Origin of the sequence: Pseudooceanicola aestuariicola (genome assembly GCF_045763785.1) — a bacterium.
GTDB lineage: Bacteria > Pseudomonadota > Alphaproteobacteria > Rhodobacterales > Rhodobacteraceae > Pseudooceanicola.
This window is the reverse complement of record NZ_JBJGSF010000005.1, coordinates 72953-98212: the sequence shown is the minus strand read 5'-3', so window position 1 is coordinate 98212 and position 25260 is coordinate 72953. Positions and strand designations below refer to the sequence as shown.

At 62.7% G+C, this 25260-nt stretch carries 30 protein-coding genes; 25 read left to right on the top strand and 5 right to left on the bottom strand.

From position 1 onward, the window contains the following. Positions 1-25: 25 nt before the first annotated feature. The 4 genes from msrB to ACI3GR_RS16395 all read right to left on the bottom strand — a co-directional run bounded on the left by msrB (position 26) and on the right by ACI3GR_RS16395 (position 2776). A complete protein-coding gene (msrB, locus tag ACI3GR_RS16410) occupies positions 26-481 on the bottom strand; it encodes a peptide-methionine (R)-S-oxide reductase MsrB (protein ID WP_407496118.1) in 456 nt (151 codons plus the stop codon). Between the two features lie 94 nt (positions 482-575). Further along, positions 576-1127 carry a fasciclin domain-containing protein gene (locus ACI3GR_RS16405; protein WP_407496117.1) on the bottom strand — a complete coding sequence of 184 codons (552 nt, stop codon included), beginning with the start codon at positions 1125-1127 and terminating at the stop codon, positions 576-578. Between the two features lie 249 nt (positions 1128-1376). Continuing rightward, a complete protein-coding gene (locus ACI3GR_RS16400; RefSeq protein ID WP_407496115.1) occupies positions 1377-2492 on the bottom strand; it encodes an alkane 1-monooxygenase in 1116 nt (371 codons plus the stop codon). Positions 2493-2572: 80 nt separating this feature from the next. Beyond that, positions 2573-2776 (bottom strand): DUF2061 domain-containing protein, encoded by a 204-nt coding sequence (locus tag ACI3GR_RS16395; RefSeq protein WP_407496113.1) that lies wholly within the window; start codon positions 2774-2776, stop codon positions 2573-2575. A 124-nt stretch (positions 2777-2900) separates the two neighbouring features. Here ACI3GR_RS16395 and ACI3GR_RS16390 point away from each other — a divergent pair, with 124 nt between their 5' ends. After that, a complete protein-coding gene (locus tag ACI3GR_RS16390; RefSeq protein WP_407496111.1) occupies positions 2901-3752 on the top strand; it encodes a helix-turn-helix domain-containing protein in 852 nt (283 codons plus the stop codon). Position 3753: 1 nt separating this feature from the next. On the opposite strand, the gene ACI3GR_RS16385 is transcribed toward ACI3GR_RS16390, so the two are convergent. Further along, a complete protein-coding gene (locus ACI3GR_RS16385) occupies positions 3754-4275 on the bottom strand; it encodes a GrpB family protein (RefSeq protein WP_407496110.1) in 522 nt (173 codons plus the stop codon). A gap of 271 nt (positions 4276-4546) precedes the next feature. Between ACI3GR_RS16385 and ACI3GR_RS16380 the strand changes: the two genes are divergently transcribed. The 24 genes from ACI3GR_RS16380 to cysE all read left to right on the top strand — a co-directional run bounded on the left by ACI3GR_RS16380 (position 4547) and on the right by cysE (position 25223). Continuing rightward, a complete protein-coding gene (locus ACI3GR_RS16380; RefSeq protein ID WP_407496108.1) occupies positions 4547-5377 on the top strand; it encodes an HTD2 family dehydratase in 831 nt (276 codons plus the stop codon). Continuing rightward, entirely contained in the window at positions 5374-6609 is a 1236-nt protein-coding gene (locus ACI3GR_RS16375; RefSeq protein WP_407496106.1) for a CoA transferase, read from the top strand. Before ACI3GR_RS16380 ends, ACI3GR_RS16375 begins: the two co-directional genes overlap by 4 nt. Before the next feature lie 273 nt (positions 6610-6882). Continuing rightward, positions 6883-7665 (top strand): FkbM family methyltransferase, encoded by a 783-nt coding sequence (locus tag ACI3GR_RS16370; protein ID WP_407496104.1) that lies wholly within the window; start codon positions 6883-6885, stop codon positions 7663-7665. Positions 7666-7899: 234 nt separating this feature from the next. Further along, positions 7900-8505 carry a hypothetical protein gene (locus ACI3GR_RS16365; RefSeq protein WP_407496103.1) on the top strand — a complete coding sequence of 202 codons (606 nt, stop codon included), beginning with the start codon at positions 7900-7902 and terminating at the stop codon, positions 8503-8505. Continuing rightward, complete coding sequence (locus ACI3GR_RS16360; RefSeq protein ID WP_407496101.1) at positions 8502-9248, top strand: class I SAM-dependent methyltransferase; 747 nt, start codon at positions 8502-8504, stop codon at positions 9246-9248. The genes ACI3GR_RS16365 and ACI3GR_RS16360 overlap by 4 nt, the downstream gene beginning before the upstream one ends. A 178-nt stretch (positions 9249-9426) precedes the next feature. After that, the gene (locus ACI3GR_RS16355) at positions 9427-9642 is read left to right on the top strand and encodes a hypothetical protein (RefSeq protein ID WP_407496099.1); all 216 of its coding nucleotides are present in this window, start codon (positions 9427-9429) and stop codon (positions 9640-9642) included. Between the two features lie 233 nt (positions 9643-9875). After that, entirely contained in the window at positions 9876-10217 is a 342-nt protein-coding gene (locus ACI3GR_RS16350) for a hypothetical protein (protein ID WP_407496097.1), read from the top strand. Between the two features lie 19 nt (positions 10218-10236). Then, positions 10237-11493 (top strand): DNA-packaging protein, encoded by a 1257-nt coding sequence (locus ACI3GR_RS16345; protein WP_407496095.1) that lies wholly within the window; start codon positions 10237-10239, stop codon positions 11491-11493. A gap of 80 nt (positions 11494-11573) precedes the next feature. Then, a complete protein-coding gene (locus ACI3GR_RS16340) occupies positions 11574-12758 on the top strand; it encodes a phage portal protein (RefSeq protein ID WP_407496093.1) in 1185 nt (394 codons plus the stop codon). Then, positions 12751-12999: a GTA head formation protein, RCAP_rcc01685 family gene (locus tag ACI3GR_RS16335; protein WP_407496091.1), complete on the top strand. Its 249-nt coding sequence runs from the start codon at positions 12751-12753 to the stop codon at positions 12997-12999. Before ACI3GR_RS16340 ends, ACI3GR_RS16335 begins: the two co-directional genes overlap by 8 nt. A 45-nt stretch (positions 13000-13044) precedes the next feature. Continuing rightward, positions 13045-13581 carry an HK97 family phage prohead protease gene (locus tag ACI3GR_RS16330; RefSeq protein ID WP_407496089.1) on the top strand — a complete coding sequence of 179 codons (537 nt, stop codon included), beginning with the start codon at positions 13045-13047 and terminating at the stop codon, positions 13579-13581. Between the two features lie 17 nt (positions 13582-13598). Beyond that, on the top strand, positions 13599-14789 hold the full coding sequence (locus ACI3GR_RS16325; protein WP_407496087.1) for a phage major capsid protein: 1191 nt from the start codon (positions 13599-13601) through the stop codon (positions 14787-14789). A 158-nt stretch (positions 14790-14947) separates the two neighbouring features. Beyond that, the gene (locus ACI3GR_RS16320; protein ID WP_407496085.1) at positions 14948-15544 is read left to right on the top strand and encodes a head-tail connector protein; all 597 of its coding nucleotides are present in this window, start codon (positions 14948-14950) and stop codon (positions 15542-15544) included. Next, a complete protein-coding gene (locus ACI3GR_RS16315) occupies positions 15541-15876 on the top strand; it encodes a head-tail adaptor protein (protein WP_407496084.1) in 336 nt (111 codons plus the stop codon). The genes ACI3GR_RS16320 and ACI3GR_RS16315 overlap by 4 nt, the downstream gene beginning before the upstream one ends. Next, positions 15873-16283, top strand: coding sequence for a DUF3168 domain-containing protein (locus ACI3GR_RS16310; protein ID WP_407496083.1), 411 nt, complete (start codon positions 15873-15875; stop codon positions 16281-16283). The genes ACI3GR_RS16315 and ACI3GR_RS16310 overlap by 4 nt, the downstream gene beginning before the upstream one ends. A 22-nt stretch (positions 16284-16305) precedes the next feature. Continuing rightward, the gene (locus tag ACI3GR_RS16305) at positions 16306-16719 is read left to right on the top strand and encodes a phage major tail protein, TP901-1 family (RefSeq protein WP_407496081.1); all 414 of its coding nucleotides are present in this window, start codon (positions 16306-16308) and stop codon (positions 16717-16719) included. Next, positions 16719-17048: a gene transfer agent family protein gene (locus ACI3GR_RS16300; protein WP_407496079.1), complete on the top strand. Its 330-nt coding sequence runs from the start codon at positions 16719-16721 to the stop codon at positions 17046-17048. Before ACI3GR_RS16305 ends, ACI3GR_RS16300 begins: the two co-directional genes overlap by 1 nt. Continuing rightward, on the top strand, positions 17045-17260 hold the full coding sequence (locus ACI3GR_RS16295) for a rcc01693 family protein (protein WP_407496077.1): 216 nt from the start codon (positions 17045-17047) through the stop codon (positions 17258-17260). The genes ACI3GR_RS16300 and ACI3GR_RS16295 overlap by 4 nt, the downstream gene beginning before the upstream one ends. A 3-nt stretch (positions 17261-17263) precedes the next feature. Next, positions 17264-17926: an RcGTA-type gene transfer agent tail tape measure protein gene (locus tag ACI3GR_RS16290; protein ID WP_407496075.1), complete on the top strand. Its 663-nt coding sequence runs from the start codon at positions 17264-17266 to the stop codon at positions 17924-17926. Between the two features lie 177 nt (positions 17927-18103). Continuing rightward, positions 18104-18736, top strand: coding sequence for a phage distal tail protein, Rcc01695 family (locus ACI3GR_RS16285; protein WP_407496073.1), 633 nt, complete (start codon positions 18104-18106; stop codon positions 18734-18736). Then, positions 18733-19614: a phage/gene transfer agent baseplate hub protein gene (locus tag ACI3GR_RS16280; RefSeq protein ID WP_407496072.1), complete on the top strand. Its 882-nt coding sequence runs from the start codon at positions 18733-18735 to the stop codon at positions 19612-19614. Before ACI3GR_RS16285 ends, ACI3GR_RS16280 begins: the two co-directional genes overlap by 4 nt. Next, a complete protein-coding gene (locus ACI3GR_RS16275; RefSeq protein ID WP_407496070.1) occupies positions 19611-20024 on the top strand; it encodes an NlpC/P60 family protein in 414 nt (137 codons plus the stop codon). Before ACI3GR_RS16280 ends, ACI3GR_RS16275 begins: the two co-directional genes overlap by 4 nt. A gap of 3 nt (positions 20025-20027) precedes the next feature. Continuing rightward, on the top strand, positions 20028-23915 hold the full coding sequence (locus ACI3GR_RS16270; protein ID WP_407496068.1) for a baseplate multidomain protein megatron: 3888 nt from the start codon (positions 20028-20030) through the stop codon (positions 23913-23915). Positions 23916-24404: 489 nt separating this feature from the next. Beyond that, positions 24405-25223 carry a serine O-acetyltransferase gene (gene cysE / locus ACI3GR_RS16265; protein ID WP_407496066.1) on the top strand — a complete coding sequence of 273 codons (819 nt, stop codon included), beginning with the start codon at positions 24405-24407 and terminating at the stop codon, positions 25221-25223. Positions 25224-25260 lie beyond the last annotated feature (37 nt).

Below are 25260 nucleotides of genomic sequence, written 5' to 3'. Positions count from 1 at the left end.
TTTTGGGGGCTAGAGCCGGTTGCCCTTAGGTTTTGAACGTCAGGCTAACCCCGTTCAGACAATGGCGTTTGCCCGTCGGCTGGGGGCCATCGTCGAATATGTGGCCCAGATGCGATCCACAGCGGCGGCAGTGCACCTCGGTCCGTTGGGCGAACAGCTTGTTGTCCGGCTTGGTGCCGATGGCGTTCGGCAAAGCTTTGTAAAAGCTGGGCCAGCCGGTGCCGCTGTCGTATTTGTGGGCCGAGCTATAAAGCGGCAGGTCGCAGCCTTTGCACAGATAGGTGCCGCTGCGCTTTTCATCGTTCAAGGGGCTTGTGTAAGGCTTCTCGGTCGCCTCTTCCCGCATCACGGCATATTCGAAATCGGTCAACATCGCGCGCCATTCGGCTTTGCTGCGGGTGACTTCATAGGTGGCGGCCGTCGCGCGCAGGGGGACGGCGGTGCAGGCAAGTAGTCCGGCAATCATCGTACGGCGTTGCATGGTGGGCTCCTTTCCGGTGGGGGTGCCCCCTTCGCCGGGGCGAAGAGGGCGGGGCTAGGGGGCGTGGTTTACGCCTGACTTACGTCAGCACGCCTTATTTGGGGACGAGGACCGAGTTCACGACGTGGATCACGCCGTTCGACTGGTTGACGTCCGCGGTGGTGACTTTGGCCGCGTTACCGCTTTCGTCGAAGATGTAGACGTTGCTGCCCACGACCTTGGCCGACAGCGCGTCGCCCGACACGGCGTTGAAGTGATAGAACCCGTCACGGCTGGAACGTGCGGCGTTGATGATGTCCTGTGCGGACCAGTCACCGGCGACGACATGCGCCGTCAGAACCTTTTGCAGCATCGCCTTGTTTTCAGGTTTCAGCAGCGTGTCGACCGTGCCAGCGGGCAGGGCGGCAAAGGCATCGTTGACGGGCGCAAAAACGGTGAAGGGGCCTTCGCCCTGTAGCGTCTCCACAAGGTCAGCGGCCTGAACGGCGGCCACCAGCGTGGTGTGGATGGGCGAGTTCACGGCGTTTTCGATGATGTTCTTTTCTTCCAGCATCGGCGCGCCGCCCACGGTGGGGTTCATGGCAAAGGCTGCAGTGGCCATGGCGATGGCGGTGGCAGAGGATGCAATCAGGGTCTTGAAGGTCATGGTAGTTCTCCTTGTTGGGACAAGGCTTGCTGGCCTTGCGATGTAGGAGATACGGGGGCGCATGGACTGAAAGTTTCAGGTTAAACTGATTTTCTTTTCAAAAATGGCGTGTGGAGTGTCGTCGAGTGATGCCGAGGCCGGAACCGGCAGAGTGCCGTTTCTCTTAATAAAACAAGGCAGTCGCGCCGTGGTGCCGCCACCCCTTGGGCGCTGATTTTTCAGACCATCATTTTAGCGGGAAAATGCGCCTTAAGCCTGTAGACCGGTATTCAGGCGCGTGTCATCACCGTCGATTGCGTCCCACAGGATCGGATGGATGACCGCATACCACAGTGGCGGCACCAGCATCAGCGCGAAGACGCCGGGATAGCCCGAGGGAAGCTCTGGCGCGCCATCCACGTCCGACAGGGTCTGGAACGGCTTTTGCGCATTGGTATGGTGGTCCGAATGGCGCTGCAGGTTAAAGAACAGGATGTTCGAGAAAAAGAAACTGGAGTTCCACGAATGCTCTGGCCGGCAGGGTTCGCGCTTGCCGTCGATCATGCGCCGGGCCAGACCGTAGTGCGCCGTGTAATTGGCCATCGTGATGGTGAACCAGACCGACGCGCACAGCAGCACGTAGAAGGCCAGCGCCACGGGTCCGAAGGCCAGCACCACCGCCAGCGCCATCCCCGCCGTCACCAGCCAGCTTTGCAGGATCGTGTTGCGCCAGTGCCAGAAGCCAAAGCCCTTGCGGGTCAGCCGCGCCTTCTCGGCCACCAGCGCGTTCATCAGCACGCCGGGGATTTCGCGCAGGGCAAAGCGATAGATGCTTTCGCCATATCGGGCCGAGGCCGGATCGCGCACCGTCGCCACATGCACATGATGCCCGCTGTTATGTTCGATCGAGAAATGGCCATAGCCGATCAGCCCCAGGGCCACCCGCGCCACCCGCCGGTCGCGCAGGGATTTCGCATGGCCCAGTTCATGCCCTATCAGCACAAGCGGCGCGTGGATCAGCCCAAGACCCAGCCCGAACAACACGATCTGCACCGGGCCAAAGACGCCGGACGCAACGATCCAGCAGGCCACCAGCAGGGACACCGCGAACAGCCCCGTCACGATGAAAAGCAGGCGGCGGTAATAGGGGTCTTCCTCAAGCTCCATCACGATCTCAAGCGACACGTTGCGGTGATCGCGGCCAAAGACGTGATCCAGCGCCGTGCAGACGCCGAACAGCAAGATCAGCGGCGTGATTGCTACTGCCCATGTCGGGGCGCCTAGGGCCAGCGCGGCCAGACAGGCGGGCACGACCATGGGCATCGACAGGCCCGCAGGCCAAAGAACACGGCGCGGGTCGACAGAGTGGGTACTGATGCGGTCCACGAGAATATCCTGAAAGTCATGCGTCTAAAATTACGCCGACGATATCATGCAGTTTAATTTTCTCATAGACCGCAGAGGGGCTAGCGGCGCAGGCCCCAGCTGACCTTGGACCACGCCAGTTCATGCACGAAATAAGCCACGAACCCCGTGACCGCCCCGGCCACGGCGATTCCGCTGCCTGCGGCGACCGATCCGGTGAAAACATAACCAATCACTGTCATCGTCACGATACCCGCCGCCTGCCAAGTCGCGGATTTGAGTAACAGCCTGATCTTGCTTTCCATTCCTTGTCCTCAGTGAAAATGTTTGGATATCCACGCTGCTATCCCAGCCCGGGGATCATGGACATTAGGCGAATTTGCTGCGTACAATCCGTTTTGCAGACTTTTCGCAACATTGGTGATCCGAATGGACAAACGCTACCGCGCGGGCCTGTTCCGCGACAGGCTGGCCGAGGCGATGGCGACCAAGAACATGACCCGCTCGGGCCTTGCGCGGGCAGCTGGGGTGGACCGATCCACCGTCGGGCAATTGTTGAAGGACGATCAGCCACGGCTGCCCAACGCGCAGCTTGCGGCTGATGCGGCCAGCGCTCTTGGCGTCAGCACCGATTGGCTGCTGGGCCTGACCAATCGGCCCGAAACGCCCGGCGACATCGTGGCGGCGGCCCTGTCGCTTAGCCCGGCGGAACGGTCGGCGGCGGATGACCAATTGCTGGACTGGCACCATGAGGCCGCAGGCTACAAGGTGCGCCACGTGCCCGCGACCCTGCCGGATATCCTCAAGACCAAGAAGATGCTGGACTGGGAATACGATTACATTCAGGAACCGCGCCTGTCCGAGGCCTATAGCGCCATCCAAGATCAACTGGCGTGGCTCACCTCTGGCGTATCGGACTACGAAATCGCGCTGCCGATCCACGAAATTGACGCCTGTGCGGCGGGGACGGCCTATTACGAAGGCGTAGACCGGGACATCCGGCACGCGCAGTTGGACTTCATCGCCCAGCAATGCGACGAGATGTTTCCACGCCTGCGCGTCTTTCTGTTCAACGCACACCGGGTCTTCAGCTCTCCGGTCACGGTGTTCGGCCCCAACCTTGCGGTGATCTACGTCGGCCAGTGCTATCTGGCGTTCCGCGAGGTCGAACGCGTCCGCTCTCTTTCGGCGCATTTCGACTGGCTGGTCAAAGAGGCGGTCGTCGATGCGCGCAACGTGGCGGCCTATATCCGGTCGCGGATCGACGGGGAGGGGGGCTAGGTCACGACATGATCGTCCTGGTCGAGGCCCATTCGACGGCCACGGCTTCGACCCGGCGGACAAAGGGTGCTTTGCCGTCCTGATATTGCGCCCCGCCACCTTGGGCCAACTGCGCCTTGAGCGTCGAATAAGCGTCCGCCGCGTCAGAATGTGTAATCAGGTAGTCCCTGAACGCGATATGGCGCGTCACGTGAGCAGAGCCATTCACATACAGGTGCAGGTGGTGGGTGCGCGCCCCACTGGCGTCGGTTTTTCTGAAATATCGGCGGTCGTTGAGGCCGTAAGCCCCCATGGACTCGTAGCCAAGGCCTGCCAGCGCAGCCGCCTTGGCCTCCGCCGCCGATAGGTTTGGCACTTCGCCCAGAATGTCGATGATTGGCTTGCTGACGATGCCGGGGATCGCCGTGCTGCCGATGTGATGCAACTGGATCGGCGTGGCTCCGTAAGCGCGACGAATGGCGTCGGCTTCGTCCGCGAACGCCGCGGTCCATCGCGGATCATAAGGGCATAGGCGGATGGTCATGATGCAAGAGTGTGCCAGCCAACCGGGCTTGGCAATTCCCCAGAAACCGACCGGACCGCCGACCTAAACACCGACCAAATCACCCGCCATCCCCCTGCGACAAAACGGATCAAGCTGCATCTGCAGCATCCGCAAAAAAGCCAAAGGTTTCAGACGCTGCAGGTGCGAACACCGCCCAGTGTATACCGCGGTATCCCGCTAAGTCATTCAAATTGCTTGATTTTTAGAATCCGTCCGCGCATGGTCAGCGCCAAGGGGAGGATCATGACCGATGGATAAACTGAACGCTCAGGCCTGGACGGGCCGCGAAACCTGCACCCAAGGTTGCATCACGGACTATCAGGCGCGGCTGATCCACGCCACGATTGGAGAGGGCGCAGCCCCCGGCCAATTGGACCCTCTGCCGCTGCTCTGGCACTGGTGTGCTTTCCCGCCGACGGCCCCGATGGAAAACCTTGGCCGGGATGGGCATGAACGCGGATCGTCGCTGTTGCCGCCCGTCCGTCTGGATCGGCGCATGTGGGCGGGCGGGTCGCTGTCGTTCCACCAGTCGCTGCGTGTGGGCGAACCGATCGAACGCATGTCCCGCGTCAAATCCGTGGTCGAGAAAGAGGGCAAGACCGGGCCGATGGTGCTCGTTTCGGTCGAACATAGCATCTATGGCGCGCGTGGTCTGGCGATCCAGGAACAGCAGGACATCGTCTATCTCGATATCCCCGACACCTTCGCCCCGCCCGCGAAACGCGACATTCCCGCCGTCAGCGAACAGGTGCCGACGCCGGAAACGCTGCTCTTCCGCTACTCCGCGCTGACCTTCAATGCGCACCGCATTCACTATGACCTGCCTTATACGCAGCAGGTCGAGAAATATCCGGCGCTGGTGGTCCACGGGCCGCTACAGGCCAGCCTGCTGATGCGCGCCGCCGTGCGAGAAAAAGGCCGCAACCCGATCTACTTCAGCTTTCGCAGCGTGCACCCGATGTTCGCGGGTGGCACCTGTGACATCGCGACCGAGGCGACGGACGAAGGCCTGCGGCTTTGGACGGGCCAAGACGGGCATCAGTGCATGACCGCCACCGCCACCTGGGAGGAAACGCAATGAGCGTGCTGAAGGGGATGCGCGTCGTCGAAGGGTCGGCCTTTGTGGCGGTGCCTTTGGCGGGGATGACGCTAGCGCAGATGGGGGCCGAGGTGATCCGCTTTGACCGCATCGGTGGCGGCTTGGACGCGGGCCGCTGGCCGCTGGCCCCCACGAAGCAGAGCCTCTTTTGGGCGGGCATGAACAAGGGCAAGAAATCCATCGCCGTCGACATGAAATCCGACGAGGGGCGAGAGCTGATTTCCGAAATCATCACCGCCCGCGGTGACGATGCGGGCCTGTTCCTGACCAACCTGCGGGTGCGCGGGTGGATGGATTATGAAACGCTGTCGAAACGGCGCGAAGACCTGATCATGGTCACCCTCATGGGCGACCGCCACGGACGCCCTCAGGTCGATTACACCGTGAACCCCGCTTTGGGCATTCCCCATATCACCGGGCCCGAGGGGTCGGAGGATCCCGTCGCCAACGCCTTGCCCGCATGGGATCTGGTGGCGGGGCATATGTGCGTCTCGGCCCTTTTGGCGGCGGAACGGCATCGGTTGCGCGGCGGCGGCGGGCAGGAGGTCGAGCTGGCGTTGAAAGACGTCGCCGCCGCGACCCTTGGCCATCTGGGCATGATCGGGGACGCCACGCTGAACGGCGGCGACCGTGGCAAGGCGGGCAATGCTTTGTACGGCGCTTACGGTCAGGATTTCGTCTGTGCCGATGGCCGCCGCGTGATGGTGATCGGCCTGACCGACCGCCAGTGGCGCGGGCTGGTCAAGGCGACGGGCACGGGCGACGCAATGGCCGCGCTGGAACGCAGCCTTGGCGCGGACCTGTCGGACGAAGGCCAGCGCTGGCAGCACCGCGACCTTATCACCGGGGTGCTCAAGCCATGGTTTGCCGCCCGCAAGGTGTCGGACTTTGCCGCGATGTTTAACGACCGTGGCCTGACGTGGTCCGAATTCCGCACGGTGCGCGAGGCTATGGCCCAAGACCCCGATCTGTCGACGGACAACCCCATGTTTTCGAAGGTGATGTCTCCCGGCGTCGGCAGCTATCTGACGCCCGCGCACCCCGCGCTGTTCTCGGCCTCGGGCCGTCTGCCCGCTGTGCCTGCGCCCGTGCTGGGGGCGAATACCGAGGAGATCTTGTCCGACGTCGTCGGACTGACCGACGCCCAGATCGGCGGGCTGCTGGATCGCCGCGTTGTCGATGTGCCCGACGGGTGGGGCAGCGTGGCGGCGTAGACGGCACAATCCAGGCAGTACCACATCGATCATAAGTCCCGCCCCCTCGGGACAGTGCAGCGCTACCCAAGGAAGCGCCGACAGCACCGTTGATTGGCGGCCTCTTGCTCGGGACGCCTCAGCACCACAAATCACGCGGCCACCGACACCGCCCGCGTGAGGCGCGCGATAGGCTTGAGTTCCACGACAGCCTCCGCCACAGTCAGTATGCGCGCCATTACGCGTCACAAACCTTTTGCACATTTCTTCAAGTTCCTTACCGAGTACCGGTTTATGACCCACCAGATCACAGTCAACGGACGGTCCTTCAACGTGAACGCCGGACGGTTCGACGGCTTTTGGAAACGCGTGAACCGCGGCCTGTGGGAACCTGAGACGTTCAAATCCTTCGATACCTACGTCACCAAGGACACGCTGGTTTTGGACTTTGGCGCATGGATCGGGCCGACCGCCCTTTATGCCGTGCAAAGCGCCGGGGCCTGCGTCGCGATGGAGCCGGATCGCGTGGCCTATGACGAGCTTCAACGCAACGTCGCGCTGAACCAAGACGCCCCCTGGGCCGCGCGCCTGAGCTTGTCCGACAAAGGCATCCACCCCTCGGGCCAGCCGATCACCATCTCGGGCAGCATGGACGGCGGCGATTCAATGACGACCGCGCTGCTGCAAACGCCGGGCGCAAGCTGGACCATTGAAACCGAGAGGCTTCAGGACGTGATCGCCCGCCACCGCGGCGCGTTGAAACACGTGTTGGTCAAGATGGATATCGAGGGCGGAGAATACGATCTGATCCCCGATATCCCCGATCTGCTGGCCGATCCCGACATCATCTTCATGATCTCGGTCCACCCGCGCATCCTGAAGAAAGCGCTGCAACAGAAACACGATCAGGCCCCGACATGGGCCGGGGAGCATATCGAGGTGCTTGAGAGGTTCGTTGGCGCCCTGCCATGGACGCGCGAGATCGTGCAGCCCGACGGGGCCGCGTTGGTTGAGGCGCAGGTGCGGGAGGTGGCCGGGAAGGGCAAGTTTGGGTATCGGGAGATTGTGGTGAGGTGAGGGGCGGGGTGGGCGGGTAGCCGACATTCGCTGCGTCCGGACTGAACGGCAGCTCCACGAACGAGCTATGAAGGACTGTCAAAAACTCCAGCCGTAGTTTTTCAGGATGCAGCCATACCAACTGCCGAGATGTGACGGGCAGCCTTACCTCTGGTCTCGGTACGCACGATTGGGTTATGCATGAGTATCAATCCATTGAATGGATGTGACGTCAGGCAATGATTTTGGTGTGTAATGAAAAAAACATTTCAAGTGAACAATATTCTGATCGCGCTTTTAGGCCTCCCGACGATGGCCGTCTTTATTTATGAAGATAGTCTCGGATTGTTTGAGAAGCTCCCGCAGTGGGTTGCCAACCTCGCCTGGCTTCTGGTTGCGATTGCAATAATCCTAAGCGTTTGGCAATTGTGCACTCTTCTTATTGACAGAAGCGTGACGGTCTGCAAGGGCGAAATTAGTATCAATAAGAAGATGCTTTCGATTATAAATGAACCCGGAAATACGTGTATCGTTTCTCGAAACTTATCTTGGGCAAGCGGGAAAATTATTATGGAATCACTCAATAAGAAAGCCCAAAGCGGCGATTTGACGGTTCTGGTGAGTGAGGAAAATGGGACTTCCGAAACTCTAAAGGGGCGAGGGGCGAAAATCCTGGTCTATGGAGGGGTAATACCAAAGTGTAGGTTCACCATTAAAGGCCATAAGGGGGCAAACTCACGACTCTACATAGCCAAAGCGGATTCCGCTGATAGGCACGTCATCTTCAGGCACTCGGAAAAAGATGACGTGACGCTGCGTCTCGCCGAGGATCTGGTTCATATTCTTGAGGCTAAAGCGTGAACGGCACAAATTTTCAAAAAATCGAAGACGTTCAAATTTCAGATGTAGCAAAGATCTGGGATGACTTGGCACCAGTGCGGTATCAGGACATCGACAGTGGGAAGGACAGGTCTTATACAGAAGTGCTATTGCCACTTCTGGAAGAGTTTTCCGCCAAAACGAGCGGCTCAAAGCTTGTGGATGCTGGCTGTGGCGTCGGGTTCGGTTCTAAGGTTGCCGCTCGCCACTTCAAATCGGTCGATGCTGTCGATCCAAGCAAGGCCTCTATTGCCCTTGGCGAGTCCAAAAATTTCGCACCAAATATTCGGTATTTTCATTCCTCTGCGGAAGATTTCTCGAAAGGTCACAATGACTATGATGCGCTAATTTCCAGCATGGTCTTGATGGATTGCCCCAACTCCAAAGAGTTTTTGAAGGCTTGCCATCTCATGGTAAGGCCTGGTGGCAAAATGATTTTTACGCTTTGTCATCCATTTTTCTGGCCACGATATTGGGGATTCGAAAAATATGGATGGTTCAACTACGGATCAGAATTCGCGATACAATCAAACTTCAGAACGTCATCAACTGGATTGAGTAAATCAAAAACGATATACTTTCACCGGCCACTTTCAAACTACCTCTCGGACTTGACAAGTTTGGGAGTTGAGAGCCTTAATATTAGGGAAATTTCCGGAGTTGCGGTTAAGTCGCAAGTTCTGAACCGCTACCCGCGATACCTATCGATAGAGGTCGTGAAATGACATGGAGCCCAAAACCCTAATCGCGCCTATTTCTGCTAACAATAGTTCGTCTGGGGGTTGGCCGACTTCGCTGAGGCTTGATGAAAAGTCTCGGATGGTGGTGGCTTCAATATCCCACTTTCGTATTTGGTTCTTTTCAGATAGGCGCTGCCTTCCAAAGGCTGTTTTGAGTAGCTGAATGGCTTACTTCGAGGGCGCGGCCCAAGCGAAGGATATTGCTTCTTCGAAACGTTCTTTTGCTACGGTAACGAACGTTCTATCCTGCCCGTCCTATCGGCGCACCACGTCGCGCTGCGCCATGCACAAATGCCTGCAAATGCTGGTAGCGGCCTTCTGCTGCGCCTGGCTCGACTGTCCGCAATGGGCCGAAAGCGAGATCGCCGCAAACTGGTAGACCACCGCAAAATTGCGGCCTCCATCCGTATCGCCGCGTAATGCCCCCCCCACCGTACGCACCCCCACACCCCCATTTTTGACCCACCGCACGGTTTAACGTATAAGTAACCCTATGCTGGAACAGGCATGACCAAAGGCCCCGGGCACTCACGCCCTTGGGGCCTTTTTTCGTGCCTAAGCCCCTGAGGCACCAACAGGACGGGCCAACAAAAACAATAAGGGCAATCAAAAATGACTCTGATTACACATGAGCAAACCGACAGCGCACTCTCGGGTCACGTCGAAGAAATCGTCGAACAGTTAAAACTGCTGAAAACCGACCTGACGCGCGTGCAGGGATACGTCCAAAGCGAAGAACCCGGCCATGTGCGCGAAGCGCTCCGGGCGGCGGGGGACGTCCGCCAATTCATCAAACATGCCTATGACGTGGAGGCGAAATATCATGACGAACAACGCAAACACCTCGGGATCGCCGGGGACTTTGGATTCGACTTGGGCGAAGCGCGCGCTGCAATCGCAGGCAAGCTGGATCGCCTCAGAGAGTGCATTGGCACAACAGTTGTTTATGGATGAGTTGAGCGAGGGAGAGCTGATGGCTCTCCCTTATCTTTTCGATTTCTGGGCCATGCCGCACCAATTGCCGCCCGAGGGCGCGTGGCGCGCGTGGATCATCATGGGCGGGCGCGGCGCGGGGAAAACCCGCGCGGGCGCTGAATGGGTGCGCTCGATGGTCGAAGGGGACAGGCCGCTGGATGCGGGGTGCGCGAAACGGCTGGCGCTGGTGGGCGAAACCATCGATCAGGTGCGCGAGGTTATGATCTTTGGCGACAGCGGGATCATGGCCTGTTCGCCCCCCGACCGCAGGCCCACGTGGGAGGCGACGCGCAAACGGCTGGTCTGGCCCAACGGGGCGGTGGCCTATGCGTTCTCGGCCCAGGACCCGGACGGGCTGCGCGGGCCTCAGTTCGACGCGGCCTGGGTCGATGAGCTGGCGAAATGGCGCAAGGCCCGTGACACATGGGATATGCTGCAGTTTGCCCTGCGGCTGGGCGACGACCCCCGCGCCTGCATCACCACGACGCCCCGCAACGTCGGCGTGCTGAAGGAATTGCTGGAACTTCCCACCACCGTCACCACCCATGCCCCGACCGAAGCCAACCGCGCCAACCTTGCCGACAGTTTTCTGGCCGAGGTGCGGGATCGTTACGCGGGCACATGGCTGGGGCGGCAGGAATTGGACGGCGTGATGCTGGACGCGGCCGAAGGGGCGCTGTGGACGATGGCGATGCTGGAGGCCGCGCAGATCGCCGTGCCGCCCAAACTGGATCGCGTGGTCGTGGCCGTGGACCCGCCTGTCACGGGGCACAAGGGCTCGGACGCCTGCGGGATCATCGTGGCGGGCGTCGTCACGCCGCCGGACGGCCCGTCGCGCGGCTATGTGCTGGAGGACGCCACCGTCCACGCCGCCAGCCCTCGGGCATGGGCGGAAGCCGCCGTCGCCGCGTTCCATCGCCACAACGCCGACCGCATCGTGGCCGAGGTGAACCAGGGCGGTGATCTGGTCGAGGCCGTCGTGCGGCAAGTGGATGGGGATGTGCCCTTCACCAAGGTCCGCGCCTCGGTCGGCAAGGTCGCGCGGGCCGAACCTGTGGCGGCGCTTTACGAACAGGGCAGGGTGCAGCACCTGCGCGGGCTTGGTCCGCTTGAAGATCAGCTCTGTCTGATGACCACGCGCGGGTTCGAAGGCAAGGGAAGCCCGGACCGTGTCGATGCGCTCGTCTGGGCGCTGACCAACCTGATGCTGGAAAAACGCAGCAATTCCAAAGGGCCGAGGGTGCGTACGGTCTAGGAAGCCATCGTTAACCGTTTGGTGAGACATTCTTTCCCGTGACGCCAAACACGTCAGCCAGAACGGCGAAAGGAGAGGCCATGTCAGTCATAGACTACTTCCGCAAGGACACCGCGCAGACGCCCGAGGTCAAAGCCTCGGCCTCTGCGCCGGTGATCTCCTATCATTCGGCGGGCCGCGTGGTCTGGTCGCCGCGCGATGTGGCGTCGCTGACCCGCACGGGGTTTGCAGGCAACCCAGTGGTGCACCGCGCGGTCAAGCTGATCGCCGAAGCCGCCGCCGCCTTGCCGCTGGTCCTTCAGGACGGCGCGACGCGCTATGACACCCACCCGCTGATCGACCTGATGGCGCGCCCCAACGCGGCGCAGGGGCGGGCGGAATTGCTGGAATCCCTTTATGGTCAGTTGGTTCTGACCGGGAATGGCTATCTGGAGGCCGTCGCGCCGGAGGACGGTGCGCCGGTCGAACTCCACGTCCTGCGGTCTGACCGCATGTCGGTGGTGCCGGGCGCAGATGGCTGGCCGGTTGCTTATGAATACGCCGTTGGGGGCCGCAAACATCGCTATGCGGTGACGCCCCTGCGGTCGCCTGTGCTGCATCTCAAGTCGTTTCACCCGCAGGATGACCACTACGGCCTGTCCCCGCTGCAAGCCGCAGCGCAGGCGATTGACGTGCACAATTCCGCCTCTGGCTGGTCCAAGGCGCTTTTGGACAACGCGGCGCGGCCCTCTGGCGCGCTGGTCTATGGCGCGGCGGATGGCACGACCATGACCACTGAACAATTCGATCGTCTTTCCAATGAGTTGGAGGCGCATCATATGGGTGCGCGTAATGCGGGCCGCCCGATGCTGCTGGAAGGGGGCTTGGACTGGAAACCCATGGGCTTCTCGCCCTCGGACATGGAATTTCACCGCACCAAAGAAGCCGCCGCGCGAGACGTGGCGCTGGCCTTCGGTGTGCCGCCCATGCTGCTGGGCATCCCCGGAGAGGCGACCTACGCCAATTACGCCGAAGCCCACCGCGCGTTCTTCCGCCTGACGGTGCTCCCGCTGGCGACCCGCGTCACGGCGCAGATTTCTGCTTGGTTGCAGGGGTTTACCGACGATCCGGTGGTGTGGAGGCCCGACCTTGACCAAGTGCCCGCGCTCTCGACAGAACGCGATGCGCAATGGTCGCGCGTGGCCAACGCGGACTTCCTGACGCGGGCCGAAAAACGCCAAATGCTGGGCCTTCCGGCGGAAGACACGGGCGCAACAGATGTCTGATCAACGCCCCATACCGCCCCGCCAACGCTATGGGTTCGAGGCGTTCGACTGCGCGCCCGCCTTGCGGCTAGAGGCTCACGAACGCGTCTCAAGGTTGCAGATCGAAGGGTTGCAGGACCGTCTGCTGCGATTGGAAGCGGTGATCGAACGGCTGGAAAGGCGTCTTTGGTTAACCGTCTACGGCATCGTTGCCGTGATACTTGCGGAAGCCTTCCAAAGCTTCTTAGTCCAGCTACCGTAAAGCTGCGCTTCGCTCAGATAGGGACTCAGAAAAGGGATTCAACCTATGGAATTAGAACGAAAATTTTGTAACACAGAACTACCGGTGAAAATCACCGACGATCTGACGATCCAAGGCTACGCATCCCATTTTGGGGCGGAGGATCAGGGCGGCGACGTGGTTCAGAAAGGCGCATTTGCCGCGTCCTTGGCCACGCAGCGCAATGTGAAAATGCTGTGGCAACACGATCCAGCCCAGCCCATCGGGGTCTGGGAGGAGATCAAGGAAGACAATCAGGGGTTGTGGGTTAAGGGGCGTCTGCTCGACGGCGTCGCCAAGGCCCGCGAGGCGGCGGAACTGATCCGCGCAGGCGCGATCGACGGGCTGTCCGTCGGCTATCGCACCCGCCGCGCGACCAAGTCCGACACCGGCACCCGCACCCTGACCGAACTGGAGCTGTGGGAGGTGTCGCTGGTGACCTTCCCCATGCTGCCCAGTGCGCGCGTGGCGGCCAAGGGCGACGCCCTGACGACCACGATGCGCGATCTGGCGGCGGTCTTTGACGACGCGCGGCTGACACTGGCGGGGCGCACCCCCGGCTAAACGAAAGGGACAAGCTGATGAGCACACCCGAGAGCAATTCTCGGCACGGGGAAGATCTGTCCCCCGTGGCCGAGGTCAAGACCGCCGTGGCGGGATTCGTGACGGAGTTCAAACACTTCCGGGACGATTTAACGGAACGCATGAAACAACAGGAAGGCCGTATGACCATGTTGACCCAAAAGATGATGACCGGGCACCGCCCTGCGCTGGCAAGCGATGCAACCGCCGAAGCGCCCCACCAAAAGGCCTTTGGCGCCTACCTCCGGTCGGGCGACGACGACGGCCTGCGCGGGCTGGAACTGGAAGGCAAGGCGATGAACTCCTCTGTCGCCGCAGACGGCGGTTATCTCGTCGATCCGCAGACCTCCGAGGCCGTGAAAGGCGTGCTGCATTCCGCCGCCTCCCTGCGTCAGGTGGCCAACGTGGTGAGCGTTGAGGCGACGTCTTATGACGTGCTGGTCGATACGACCGACATCGGCTCTGGCTGGGTGACGGAAACGGGCACGGTGTCCGAGACGTCGACCGCCGCGATGGATCGCATCTCGATCCCCCTGTTCGAACTGGCCGCGCTGCCCAAGGCGTCGCAGCGCCTGTTGGACGACAGCGCCTTTGATATCGAGGCCTGGCTGGCCGAACGCATCGCCGACAAATTCGCGCGGAGCGAGGCGGCGGCCTTTATCTCGGGCGATGGCAACGACAAGCCCACAGGCTTCATGACCCACACAAAGATCGTCAACGACAGCTGGGCCTGGGACAACCTTGGGTATATCGCCACAGGCGCTGACGGCGCGTTTGACCTGAACGATCCGGTCGATGCGATTGTGGACCTCGTCTACGCCTTGGGCGCGCGCTACCGGGCCAACGGCACCTTCGTGATGAACTCCAAAACCGCCGGGGCCGTGCGCAAGCTGAAGGACGCGGAAGGGCGGTTCCTGTGGACCGACAGCCTTGCCGCTGGCGAACCTGCGCGCCTGATGGGCTATCCCGTCCTGCTGGCCGAAGACATGCCCGACATCACATCCGGCAGCTTTGCCATCGCGTTCGGCGATTTCCACGCGGGCTACACCATTGCAGAACGCCCGGACCTGCGTGTCCTGCGCGATCCCTTCAGCGCCAAACCGCACGTTCTGTTCTACGCGACCAAGCGTGTTGGTGGGGATGTGACCGACTTTGCCGCGATCAAGCTGCTGAAATTCGGGGCCTCCTGAGGCCCTGACCAAGACGCCGGGGGTCTCACCCCCCTCGGCGGCGCGTGCCTGTCAGTTTGCGCTGACCAGCTGCTCCCTCCGTCCGCATCAGCGATGGCGGGCACGCGTTACCCACGGGGGTCAAGCAAGACCGGGATCACGGCGAAAGGGGTCTGGATATGTTGATAGACGACAGTGATATTTTGCCGGAGGCGCTGCCGGTCGAGGATTTCAAAGCGCATCTGCGACTGGGCCGGGGCTTTACCGGCGATACGGTGCAGGACGCTGTTTTAGAAGGGTTTCTGCGCGCCGCCCTATCGGCCGTCGAAGGCCGCACGGGCAAGGTTCTGCTGACCCGCGACCTGACGTGGACGGTGCCCGACTGGACAGGGGACACGCGGCAGGTGCTGCCCGTGGGGCCGCTGGTCATGGTCAATGAACTGGCTCTGCTGGATGCCGACGGCGCGGTCACGGTGGTGGACCCGGCGCGGTTTCGGGTGGAACGCGATCTGCATTTCCCGGCGCTTTACGGACGGTCGGCAGGGTTGCCACAGCCGTCCGCCGACGGGTCGATCCGGGTGCGGTTCACCGCAGGGTTCGGGCCTGGGTGGTCCGACATTCCGGCCGATCTGGCGCAGGCTGTCATGCTGCTGGCCGCGCATTATTACGAAAACCGCGAAGCGACGGGCTTGGGTCAGGGGTGCATGCCCTTTGGCGTGACGTCGCTGATCGAACGCTATCGCCCGATGCGGCTGTTTTCCGGGGGGCGGGCATGACCTTTCGTTTGAACCGCCTTCTGACGCTGGAACAGCGCGACCGCACGCCGAATAATTCTGGCGGGTATTCAGAGGCTTGGATGTCTCTGGGTGATCTCTGGGCCGAGGTGCAGATGCGTTCTGGCCGCGGCACCGATTATGGCGATCTGGCCACTGGCCGGGTGTCCTATCGCATCATCGTACGCGGCGCGCCTGTGGGCGATCCGTCGCGGCCCGCAGCGGGGCAGAGGTTCCGCGAAGGCAACCGCCTCTACGGGATCGAGGCCGTATCGGAACGCGATGCGCAGGGTCGGTATCTGGTCTGTTTCGCAAGCGAAGAGGTGGCGGCATGAGTTACGCGCTGTCCCTTGCGCTGCAACAGGCGGTCTATGCCGCGCTGAGCAGTGACACGACGCTGCAAGCCCTTGTGGGCACGGCAATTTTCGACGCGCCCCCGGCAGGGTCGATCCCGTCGCTCTATGTCTCGCTTGGCCCCGAGGTCGCGCGGGATCGGTCCGACGCGGGCACTTCTGGCGCGCGGCATGACTTCACCCTGTCGGTCGTCACCGACGCGGGCGGGTTCGATCAGGCCAAACAGGTGGCCGCCGCGATTTCAGACCGTTTGGTCCAGTCCATCGGCCCGCTGACGCGGGGCCGCGTGGTGGCGCTGAATTTCCTCAAGGCGCGCGCACGCCGCGACGAGGCCGGGCAGCAACGGCGCATCGACATGGTCTTCCGCGCCCTGCTGGATGACGCATAACCCCTTAACAGGAGACGATAAAATGGCAGCTCAGAATGGCAAGGACCTGTTGATCAAGGTCGATATGTCCGACGACGGCACCTTTCAGACCATGGCCGGTCTGCGGGCCACACGGATTTCGTTTAACGCCGAAGCGGTGGATGTGACGTCGCTGGAAAGCCAGGGGGGATGGCGCGAACTCTTGGGCGGCGCGGGCGTCCGCTCAGCCTCGATTTCCGGCGCGGGGGTGTTCCGGGACGATAGCTCGGACGAACGCGCACGGCAGATTTTCTTTGACGGGCTGACGCCGGATTTTCAGGTCGTCATCCCCGATTTCGGCATAATCGAAGGCGCGTTCCAAGTGACGTCGATCGAATACGCGGGCACCCATGATGGCGAGGCGACGTATGAAATCGCCATGGCCTCGGCCGGGGCGCTTGGCTTTACGGCGCTGTGATGCAGGCGGGAAACCCATACGCGGGCGAGGTGGCGTTGGTCATCGACGGCCAGCGGCATGTGCTGCGCCTGACCCTTGGGGCCTTGGCTGAGCTAGAGGCCGGGATGCAGGCAGGATCGCTGATGGATTTGGTGCAGCGGTTTGAGAACGCTCGGTTTTCCACCCGCGACGTGCTGGCGTTGATTGTCGCTGGCTTGCGCGGTGGCGGCTGGCAGGGCCGCGCCGAGGACCTGATGCAGGCGGATATCGAGGGCGGTCCGATGGCAGCCTCTCGCGCCGCCGCGCGGTTGTTGACGCTGGCTTTTGCCCTGCCAGAGGGTGCGGAATGAGTGGTCTGGATTGGGCGTCCTTGCTGCGGGTCGGGGTGCAGGGCCTTGGGCTGAAGCCTTGCGAGTTCTGGCGCCTGACCCCTGCGGAATTGCGCCTGATGCTGGGCGATACCGCGCCCGCCGCCATGGGGCGCGCCCGGTTGGACGAGATGTTGGCGGCCTTTCCGGACGTCACAGCCCGAAAGTCACAGCCCGAAAGTCACAGGAGGTGACAGATGATCGAAGATTTTGACGGTATGGGCGATCTGCAGGCGCAGGTCGATGCCTTGGAAGTGTCTCTGGGCGGTGCGGCTGGCATGGCCGCAGGGTTCGATAGCGAATTACGCCGGATGCGGGTCGCTTTGGCCGAGACGGGCAAGGACGTCCAGACACTGGAGCGGGGCCTGTCGCGCGGGTTGAAACGCGCGCTGGACGGGGTCGTGATGGATGGTGCGAAACTGTCGGATGCCCTTGAGATCGTTGCGAATTCGGTGATCTCCTCGGCGTATAATGCCGCCGTGAAGCCGGTGACCAACCACTTTGGCGGGATGATCGCGCAGGGCGTCGGCGGGCTGTTTCAGAACGTTTTGCCTTTTGCGAAGGGCGGGGCGGTGTCTCAGGGCCGCGTGATGCCCTTTGCCGATGGTGGCGTGGTTCGCGGGCCGACCACGTTTCCCATGCGCGGCGCGACCGGGCTGATGGGCGAGGCGGGGCCAGAGGCGATCATGCCGCTGACGCGCGGCGCCGACGGCAAGCTGGGGGTGCGCACCTCTAGCGGCGGTGGCGTGAACGTCGTGATGAACATCCAAACGCCGGATGCCCAGAGTTTCGCGCGGTCCCGGTCCCAGATCGCCGCGCAGATGAGCCGCGCGCTGAGTTTGGGGCAGCGGAACAGGTGACGACCACGTCGATCAAAGGACCCGCCCGGCGTTTACGCCGGGCTGCGCCGACCCGCCCCGTCGCACCGAAGGTGCGCCACTGAATTGAAGGCACGCCTTTGGCGTGACGGGCGGCGCATATGCGCCACCCCTCGGGTCGGCGCAGCCCTAAGCGACTATGAATATGAGGAGAAACCCATGTCCTTCCACGACACCCGCTTTCCCGCTGCGCTCTCATTCGGCTCCTCCGGTGGACCTGAACGGCGCACGGAAATCGTGACCCTCGCCAACGGGTACGAAGAGCGTAACGCCCCTTGGTCCCAGTCCCGCCGCCGCTATGACGCGGGCGTCTCGATGCGCTCGCTCGACGATATCGAAACGCTGCTGGCCTTCTTCGAGGCGCGGCAGGGGCAGCTCTATGGGTTCCGCTGGAAGGATTGGTCTGATTACAAATCCTGCGCGCCGTCGGCCCAGATCGCCTTTACCGATCAATTGCTAGGCCGGGGCGACGGGCATCAGACGCAGTTCCATCTGACCAAGACCTATCGGTCTGGTCTGCAATTCTCGACCCGCACGATCACCAAACCTGTCGCCGGCACTGTGCGCATCGGCGTCAACGGGGCCGAGTTGCAGGAAGGTCCGGATTATTCCGTCGATCTGACGACGGGCCTCATCACGCTGGACGACGCGCCGGTGCACGAGGCCGAGGTGACCGCCGGGTTCGAATTTGACGTGCCCGTGCGGTTCGACACGGACCGGATCGCGACCTCCGTGGCGTCGTTCGAAGCGGGCGATATGCCGAACGTCCCGGTGGTGGAGATCCGGGTATGAGCGGGTTTCACGCAGACCTCGCCGCGCATCTGGCCAGCGGTGTGACGACGACCTGCCACGCCTGGGCGATCACGCGGCGCGACGGAGTGGTCATGGGGTTCACCGATCACGACCGGGCGCTGACCTTCGATGGCATCACCTTTCGCGCCGACAGTGGGTTGTCGGCCATGGCGTTGCAACAGGGCACCGGGCTGTCGGTCGACAATTCCGAAGCCATCGGTGCGCTGACCGATGCGGCCATCAATGAGGCCGACATCGACGCGGGCCGGTTCGACGGGGCCGAGGTGCGCGCCTGGCTGGTCAACTGGCAGGACGTGGCGCAGCGGCAGGTGATGTTCCGCGGCACGATCGGAGAGATCACGCGCGGTGGTGGGGCCTTTACCGCGGAGTTGCGCGGACTGTCAGAGGGGCTGAACCAGCCTCGGGGGCGGGTCTATCAGAAGACCTGTGCGGCGGTGCTGGGCGACGCGGCTTGCGGTGTCGATCTGGGTGCGCCGGGGTATTTTGTAGACACTTCAGTGGTTTCGGCAGAGGGCGCTTCGGTGCATATCGCGCCTCAGCCGGATTTTGAACCCGACTGGTTCACGCGTGGCAGATTGCTTGTTCTGGATGGGGCGGCTGAGGGTCTGACAGGCGTTATCAAACGGGACGGGACGGGCGATACCCGACGGATCGACCTGTGGCAGGCGTTACGCGCACCCCTGGCCCCCGGCGATACGATCCGGCTGACCGCAGGCTGTGACAAGCGGATGGAGACCTGCCGCTTCAAGTTCAATAACTTGCTGAATTACCAAGGTTTCCCGGACATCCCCGGCGAAGACTGGCTGGCCATCACCCCCGACCAATCGGGCAGCACCAACGGCGGCAGCCGCAGATGAGCCGGGTGGTGCATATCGCCCGGACGTGGATCGGCACGCCGTATCTGCATCAAGCCTCGGTCAAGGGCGCGGGCACCGACTGCCTCGGCCTGCTGCGCGGCATCTGGCGCGAACTTTACGGGGCAGAACCCGAGGCGGTGCCACCATACACGCTCGACTGGTCTGAACCGCAGGGGGACGAACGCCTGTGGCGCGCGGCGTTGCGGCATCTGACGCCTGCTCACAGCCCTGAACCGGGGCAGGTGCTGTTGCTCCGCATGCGCGACGGGGCGGTGGCGAAACATCTGGGCGTGTCGGCCACGCCAACAACTTTCATCCACGCCTATTCCGGCCACGGGGTCGTGGAAAGCGCGCTCAGCACCCCTTGGGCGCGGCGCATCGTGGCGCGGTTCACTTTTCCGGAGGTCTGACCCATGGCAACCTTACTTCTCTCTGCCGCCGGTGCGGCCATCGGCGGATCGCTTGGCGGGACGGTCTTTGGCCTATCCTCGGTCGTGGCGGGGCGCTTTGTGGGCGCGGTCATCGGGCGGGCCATCGACAACCGCGTCTTGGGGCAGGGATCTGACCCGGTGGAAACGGGCCGCGTGGACCGCCTGCGGATCATGAACGCGGGCGAAGGGGACGCGATTGCAAGGGTTTACGGCAGAATGAAAGTTCCGGGTCATGTGATCTGGGCGTCACGCTTCACCGAGGTCATGACCCAATCGGGCGGTGGCAAAGGCGCGCCGCGTCAGCCCGTGGTGCGGGATTATTCCTACCGCGTGTCTGTAGCGATTGCCCTGTGCGAAGGGGAGATCGCAGGCGTTGGCCGCATCTGGGCGGACGGGGTCGAGGTGCCGACCAACCAATTGAATATGCGTGTTTATCCGGGGTCAAAAGATCAATTGCCCGATGCGCTGATCGAAGCGTTCGAGGGCGCGGGCGCGGTGCCCGCCTATCGCGGCACGGCCTATGTGGTGATCGAAGATCTGTCCTTGGACCAATGGCACAACCGCGTGCCCCAATTCGCGTTCGAGGTCATCCGCCCCGCACCAAAGGAGATCGCGCCGGACGATCCGGCCCATGCGGTCCGCGCGGTGGCGATGATCCCGGGCAGCGGGGAATATGCTCTGGCGACCTCTCAGGTGGCGTTCCGCCATGGGGCCGGTCAGGTGCAGATGGTAAATGTGCACGCGCCCTCGGGCAAAGCGGATTTGCCGACGTCCCTAGACCAGATGGCCGTGGAATTGCCGGGGTGCGATCACGTGTCCTTGGTGGTGTCTTGGTTCGGGGACGATCTGCGCTGTGGCTCGTGTTCCATCCGGCCCTTGGTGGAACGCAAAGACCGCGACGGCGACGTGATGCCGTGGTCGGTGTCGGGGATGACGCGGGCGACGGCGGGGCTGGTGCCTCAGGATGGGGACCGGCCTGTTTATGGCGGGACGCCCTGTGATGCCTCCGTCATCGAGGCGATCCGGGAGATAAACGCGCGGGGCCAGAAGGTGACTTATTACCCGTTCATCCTGATGACGCAGATGGCGGGGAATGGGTTACCCGATCCCTATGGCGGGGACGAACAGGCGGCGCTGCCGTGGCGCGGGCGGATTACCTTGGATGGCGCGCCGGGGACGGATGCGTCGACCGACGGGACCGCGCAGGCGGGGTTCGACGTGGCGGGGTTCTTTGGGCAGGTCAGCGCGGGGGATTTTTCGATCGGCGATGGCACGGTCAGCTATTACGGCCCGAACGACTGGGGCTACAGACGGTTCATTCTGCATCAGGCGGCTTTGTGCAAGGCGGCGGGCGGGGTGGACGCCTTTTGCATCGGATCGGAAATGGTGAAGCTGACGCAGATCAGGGATGACCTAGGTTTTCCCGCCGTGCAGGCGATGATCCAACTGGCGGCACAGGTGCGGGCGATCCTAGGGCCAGAGGTCAAAATCGGATACGCGGCGGATTGGACAGAATACGCGGGCTTCACGCCCTATGGCACGGCGGACCGGCGGTTTCATCTGGATGCGCTTTGGGCCTCGGCCAATATCGATTTCATCGGGATCGACAACTACCTGCCCATCGCGGATTGGCGCGAGGGTGACGACCATCTGGATGCGGATTGGGGGTCGATCCACAACCTCGATTACCTGCGGTCCCAGATCGAGGGCGGGGAGCTTTTTGATTACTACTACCACTCCGATCAGGCGCGGGACGCGCAGATACGGACGCCGATCACGGATGGGGAAGGTGAGCCGTGGATTTGGCGGACAAAGGACATCCGGTCGTTCTGGACCCATGCGCATTACGAACGCATCAATGGTGTCCGGCAGGAGGAGCCGACCGCGTGGGAGCCTCAGTCCAAGCCGATCTGGTTCACCGAACTGGGCTGTGCGGCGGTCGATAAGGGGGCGAACCAGCCCAACAAGTTTGTCGATCCGAAGTCGTCGGAATCGGCCTTGCCGTATTATTCGACCGGCCAGCGTGATGACGTGATGGCGATGCAATATCTGCGGGCCATGCTGTCGTACTGGGGCGACACGGCGCGCAATCCGGTGTCGGCGGTTTACGGGGCGCCCATGGTGGATATGGACCGCGCGCATGTCTGGGCGTGGGACGCGCGGCCTTACCCTTGGTTTCCGAACAATCGGTCTGTCTGGTCGGACGGGGCGAATTATGCGCGGGGGCATTGGGTTAATGGGCGGGCGTCTGCGCGGTCCTTGGCCGGGGTTGTGGCTGAGATTTGCGAGGGGTGCGGCGTCGGTCCGGTGGATGTGTCGGACCTGCGCGGCGTGGTCTGGGGCTATGCAGACCAGACGGTCGGCACGGGGCGGCAGGCGTTGCAGCCCCTGATGCTGCGTTATGGGTTCGATGCGGTGGATCGCGACGGGGTCTTGCGGTTCGTCATGCGGGACGGGGCGGTGGATGCTGTCGTGTCCGAGGACGCGATGGCCGTGGTCAAAGGGCAGGACGCGGTGTTCCAAGAGGTCCGCGGGGCCGAGGCCGAGATGGCGGGCCGGGTCCGGGTGCAATTCGTCGAACAGGGCGCAGATTTTGGTGTGGCGTCGGAAGAGGCCGTGCGACCGGGGGACAACGCAGACATCGTGACTGGGCAAGAGATGAACCTGTCGATGCTGCGCGGGGAGGGGCGTCAGGTCGCCGAACGCTGGCTGGCCGAGGCCTTGGCCGCGCGGGATACGGTGCGGTTTGCTTTGCCTCCGTCCCGGATGGATCTGGGCGCGGGCGACGTGGTGCGTGTGGCGGGCGACGGTGGGTCGTACCGCATCGACTGGGTCGAGCGCGGGGCGTCGCAATTGGTCGAGGCCGTTCGCATCGACGCCGAAGCCTATGCGCCCGTGACGGTGGCCGAAGACACGCCCTCGCAGGCCGAATTCGTGCCGCCGGTGCCTGTCTTGCCGCTATTTCTGGACCTGCCGCTGATGCGCGGGGACGAGGCGCCGCATGCCCCCCATATCGCCGTGACCGCGCAACCTTGGCCGGGAACGGTGGCGGTTTACGGGTCGTCGTCGGACGACGATTACGCCTTGGACCGCGTTCTGGATCGCCGGTCGGTGATCGGCGTGACCGAGTCGCCGTTGTTGCGCGCCGCATCAGGCCGTGTGGACCGGGGAGAGGCGCTGGCGGTGCGGCTGACCTCGGGCGCATTGGCGTCGGTTGGGGATGAGGCGTTGTTGTCGGGCAAGAACCTGATGGCGATCGGCGATGGGACGCCCGAGGGGTGGGAGCTGTTCCAGTTCCGTGACGCCGTGCCGGGGGGCGATGGGCTGTTCCTGCTGTCGCATCGGCTGCGCGGGCAGTTGGGGACGGATGCGGATATGCCGGATGTCTGGCCTGTCGGCTCTTATGTGGTCGCCATTGACGGCGGGCCAGAGCAGATCGGCCTGACGCCCGCGCAGCGGCTGTTGTCGCGGCATTACCGGATCGGCCCTGCGCGGCGGGATTATACGGACGCGAGTTACGAGCATCAGGTGCATGCGTTCTCTGGCATCGGGCTGCGGCCCTACGCGCCTGTGCATCTGCGGGTGGCGGATCAGGGCGGCGATCTGGCCGTGACATGGGTGCGCCGGACACGGATCGGTGGCGACGGCTGGGAAGGGGCCGAAGTGCCCTTGGGCGAGGAGACCGAGGCCTATCGTGTGCGCGTCATGCAGGCGGGGCAGTTGGTACGAGAGGCGACGGTGTCGACGCCCGAATGGGTGTATTCGGCGGGGGATCAGCTGGCCGACGGGGGCGTTGCGGGGCGCCGGGTTGAGGTGGCGCAGGTGTCTGGGCTGTTTGGCGCGGGGGCTGTCGGGGTGGTGGCGTTTTAATTCAGTTGCCGGGCGCTAGGCTGATCAAATGTCCCGCCCGGCGGCTACGCCGGGCAGCGCCGACCCGCCCCATGGGCGGCGCTATCGCGCCACCCCGGGTCGGCGCTGCCCTTTGTTTTAACGGTAGACCGCGTGTCAGCCGGTTTGATTGACTGCGTTCGTTTTCCGACGCCCGTTGTCTCGGGCGACTAGCTCGAGACGCGCCCCGTTGCCCGATAGAAGTTTGCTTGCAAACACCGAAAGGGGGCCTCCCCCCGGGACGGCGCATTGGCGATGTCAGTCACCATTCAGGGCTCGCTTAATGCTTTGAGATTAAGCGCAGACCACAGGCGGAACGAAGCGCCATCCGAGAGTCGGGCGCGTCTCTCGCCGCCATTTTCACACCCGCAACCCCGCATTTAACCCCGTGATGAGCATGATCACACCATTGCGTTTTCGGATCATGCGGCTATCTGCTACACTCAGGACGGAAACGTGAAAGGACGAGCCATGGCAAAACGGCAGCCGAAAGTGGCAGCGGTCGATCCGGTCTGGGATCGGATGACCACAGAAGCCGAACAGGCGATCCGGGATGAGCCGTTGCTGGGCGGGCAGATCCATTCGGCGCTCTTGCACCATCCGTCGATCGAGAATGCTCTGGCCTATCGCATCGCGATGAAGCTGGCCAATTCCGAGATGTCGGAACAGCTGTTGCGCGAAATCTGTGATGAAGCCTATGCGGCTGATCCGGGCCTTGCGGCTGCGGCGCGCGCGGATATCGTGGCGACCTATGAGCGTGATCCGGCCTGCCACCGCTTTATCCAGCCGCTGTTGTATTTCAAAGGTTTTCAGGCCGTGCAGGCCTATCGCGTTGCGCATTGGCTGTGGACCGAAGGGCGGCGTGATCTGTCCTATTTCTTCCAGATGCGGTCGTCCGAGATTTTCGGGATCGACATTCACCCCGCTGCCCGGATCGGCAAGGGGATCATGATCGACCACGCGCATTCCATCGTCATCGGTGAAACCGCCGTGGTGGGTAACAACGTGTCGATGCTGCATTCTGTGACGCTGGGCGGGACCGGCAAGGAAGACGACGACCGTCACCCCAAGATCGGCGATGGCGTGCTGATCGGGGCGGGGGCCAAGGTGCTGGGCAACATCCGCATCGGCCATTGTTCCCGCATCGCGGCCGGGTCTGTCGTTCTGCATGACGTGGCGCCCTGCAAGACCGTGGCGGGCGTGCCCGCGCGGGTGGTCGGAGAGGCGGGCTGCGATCAGCCGTCGATGACCATGGACCACCTTTTCGGCGGTGAGGCGAGCACGACCTGAGCGTGCACAACAGCGCTCGCCCGCCCGGGCGGGCGTT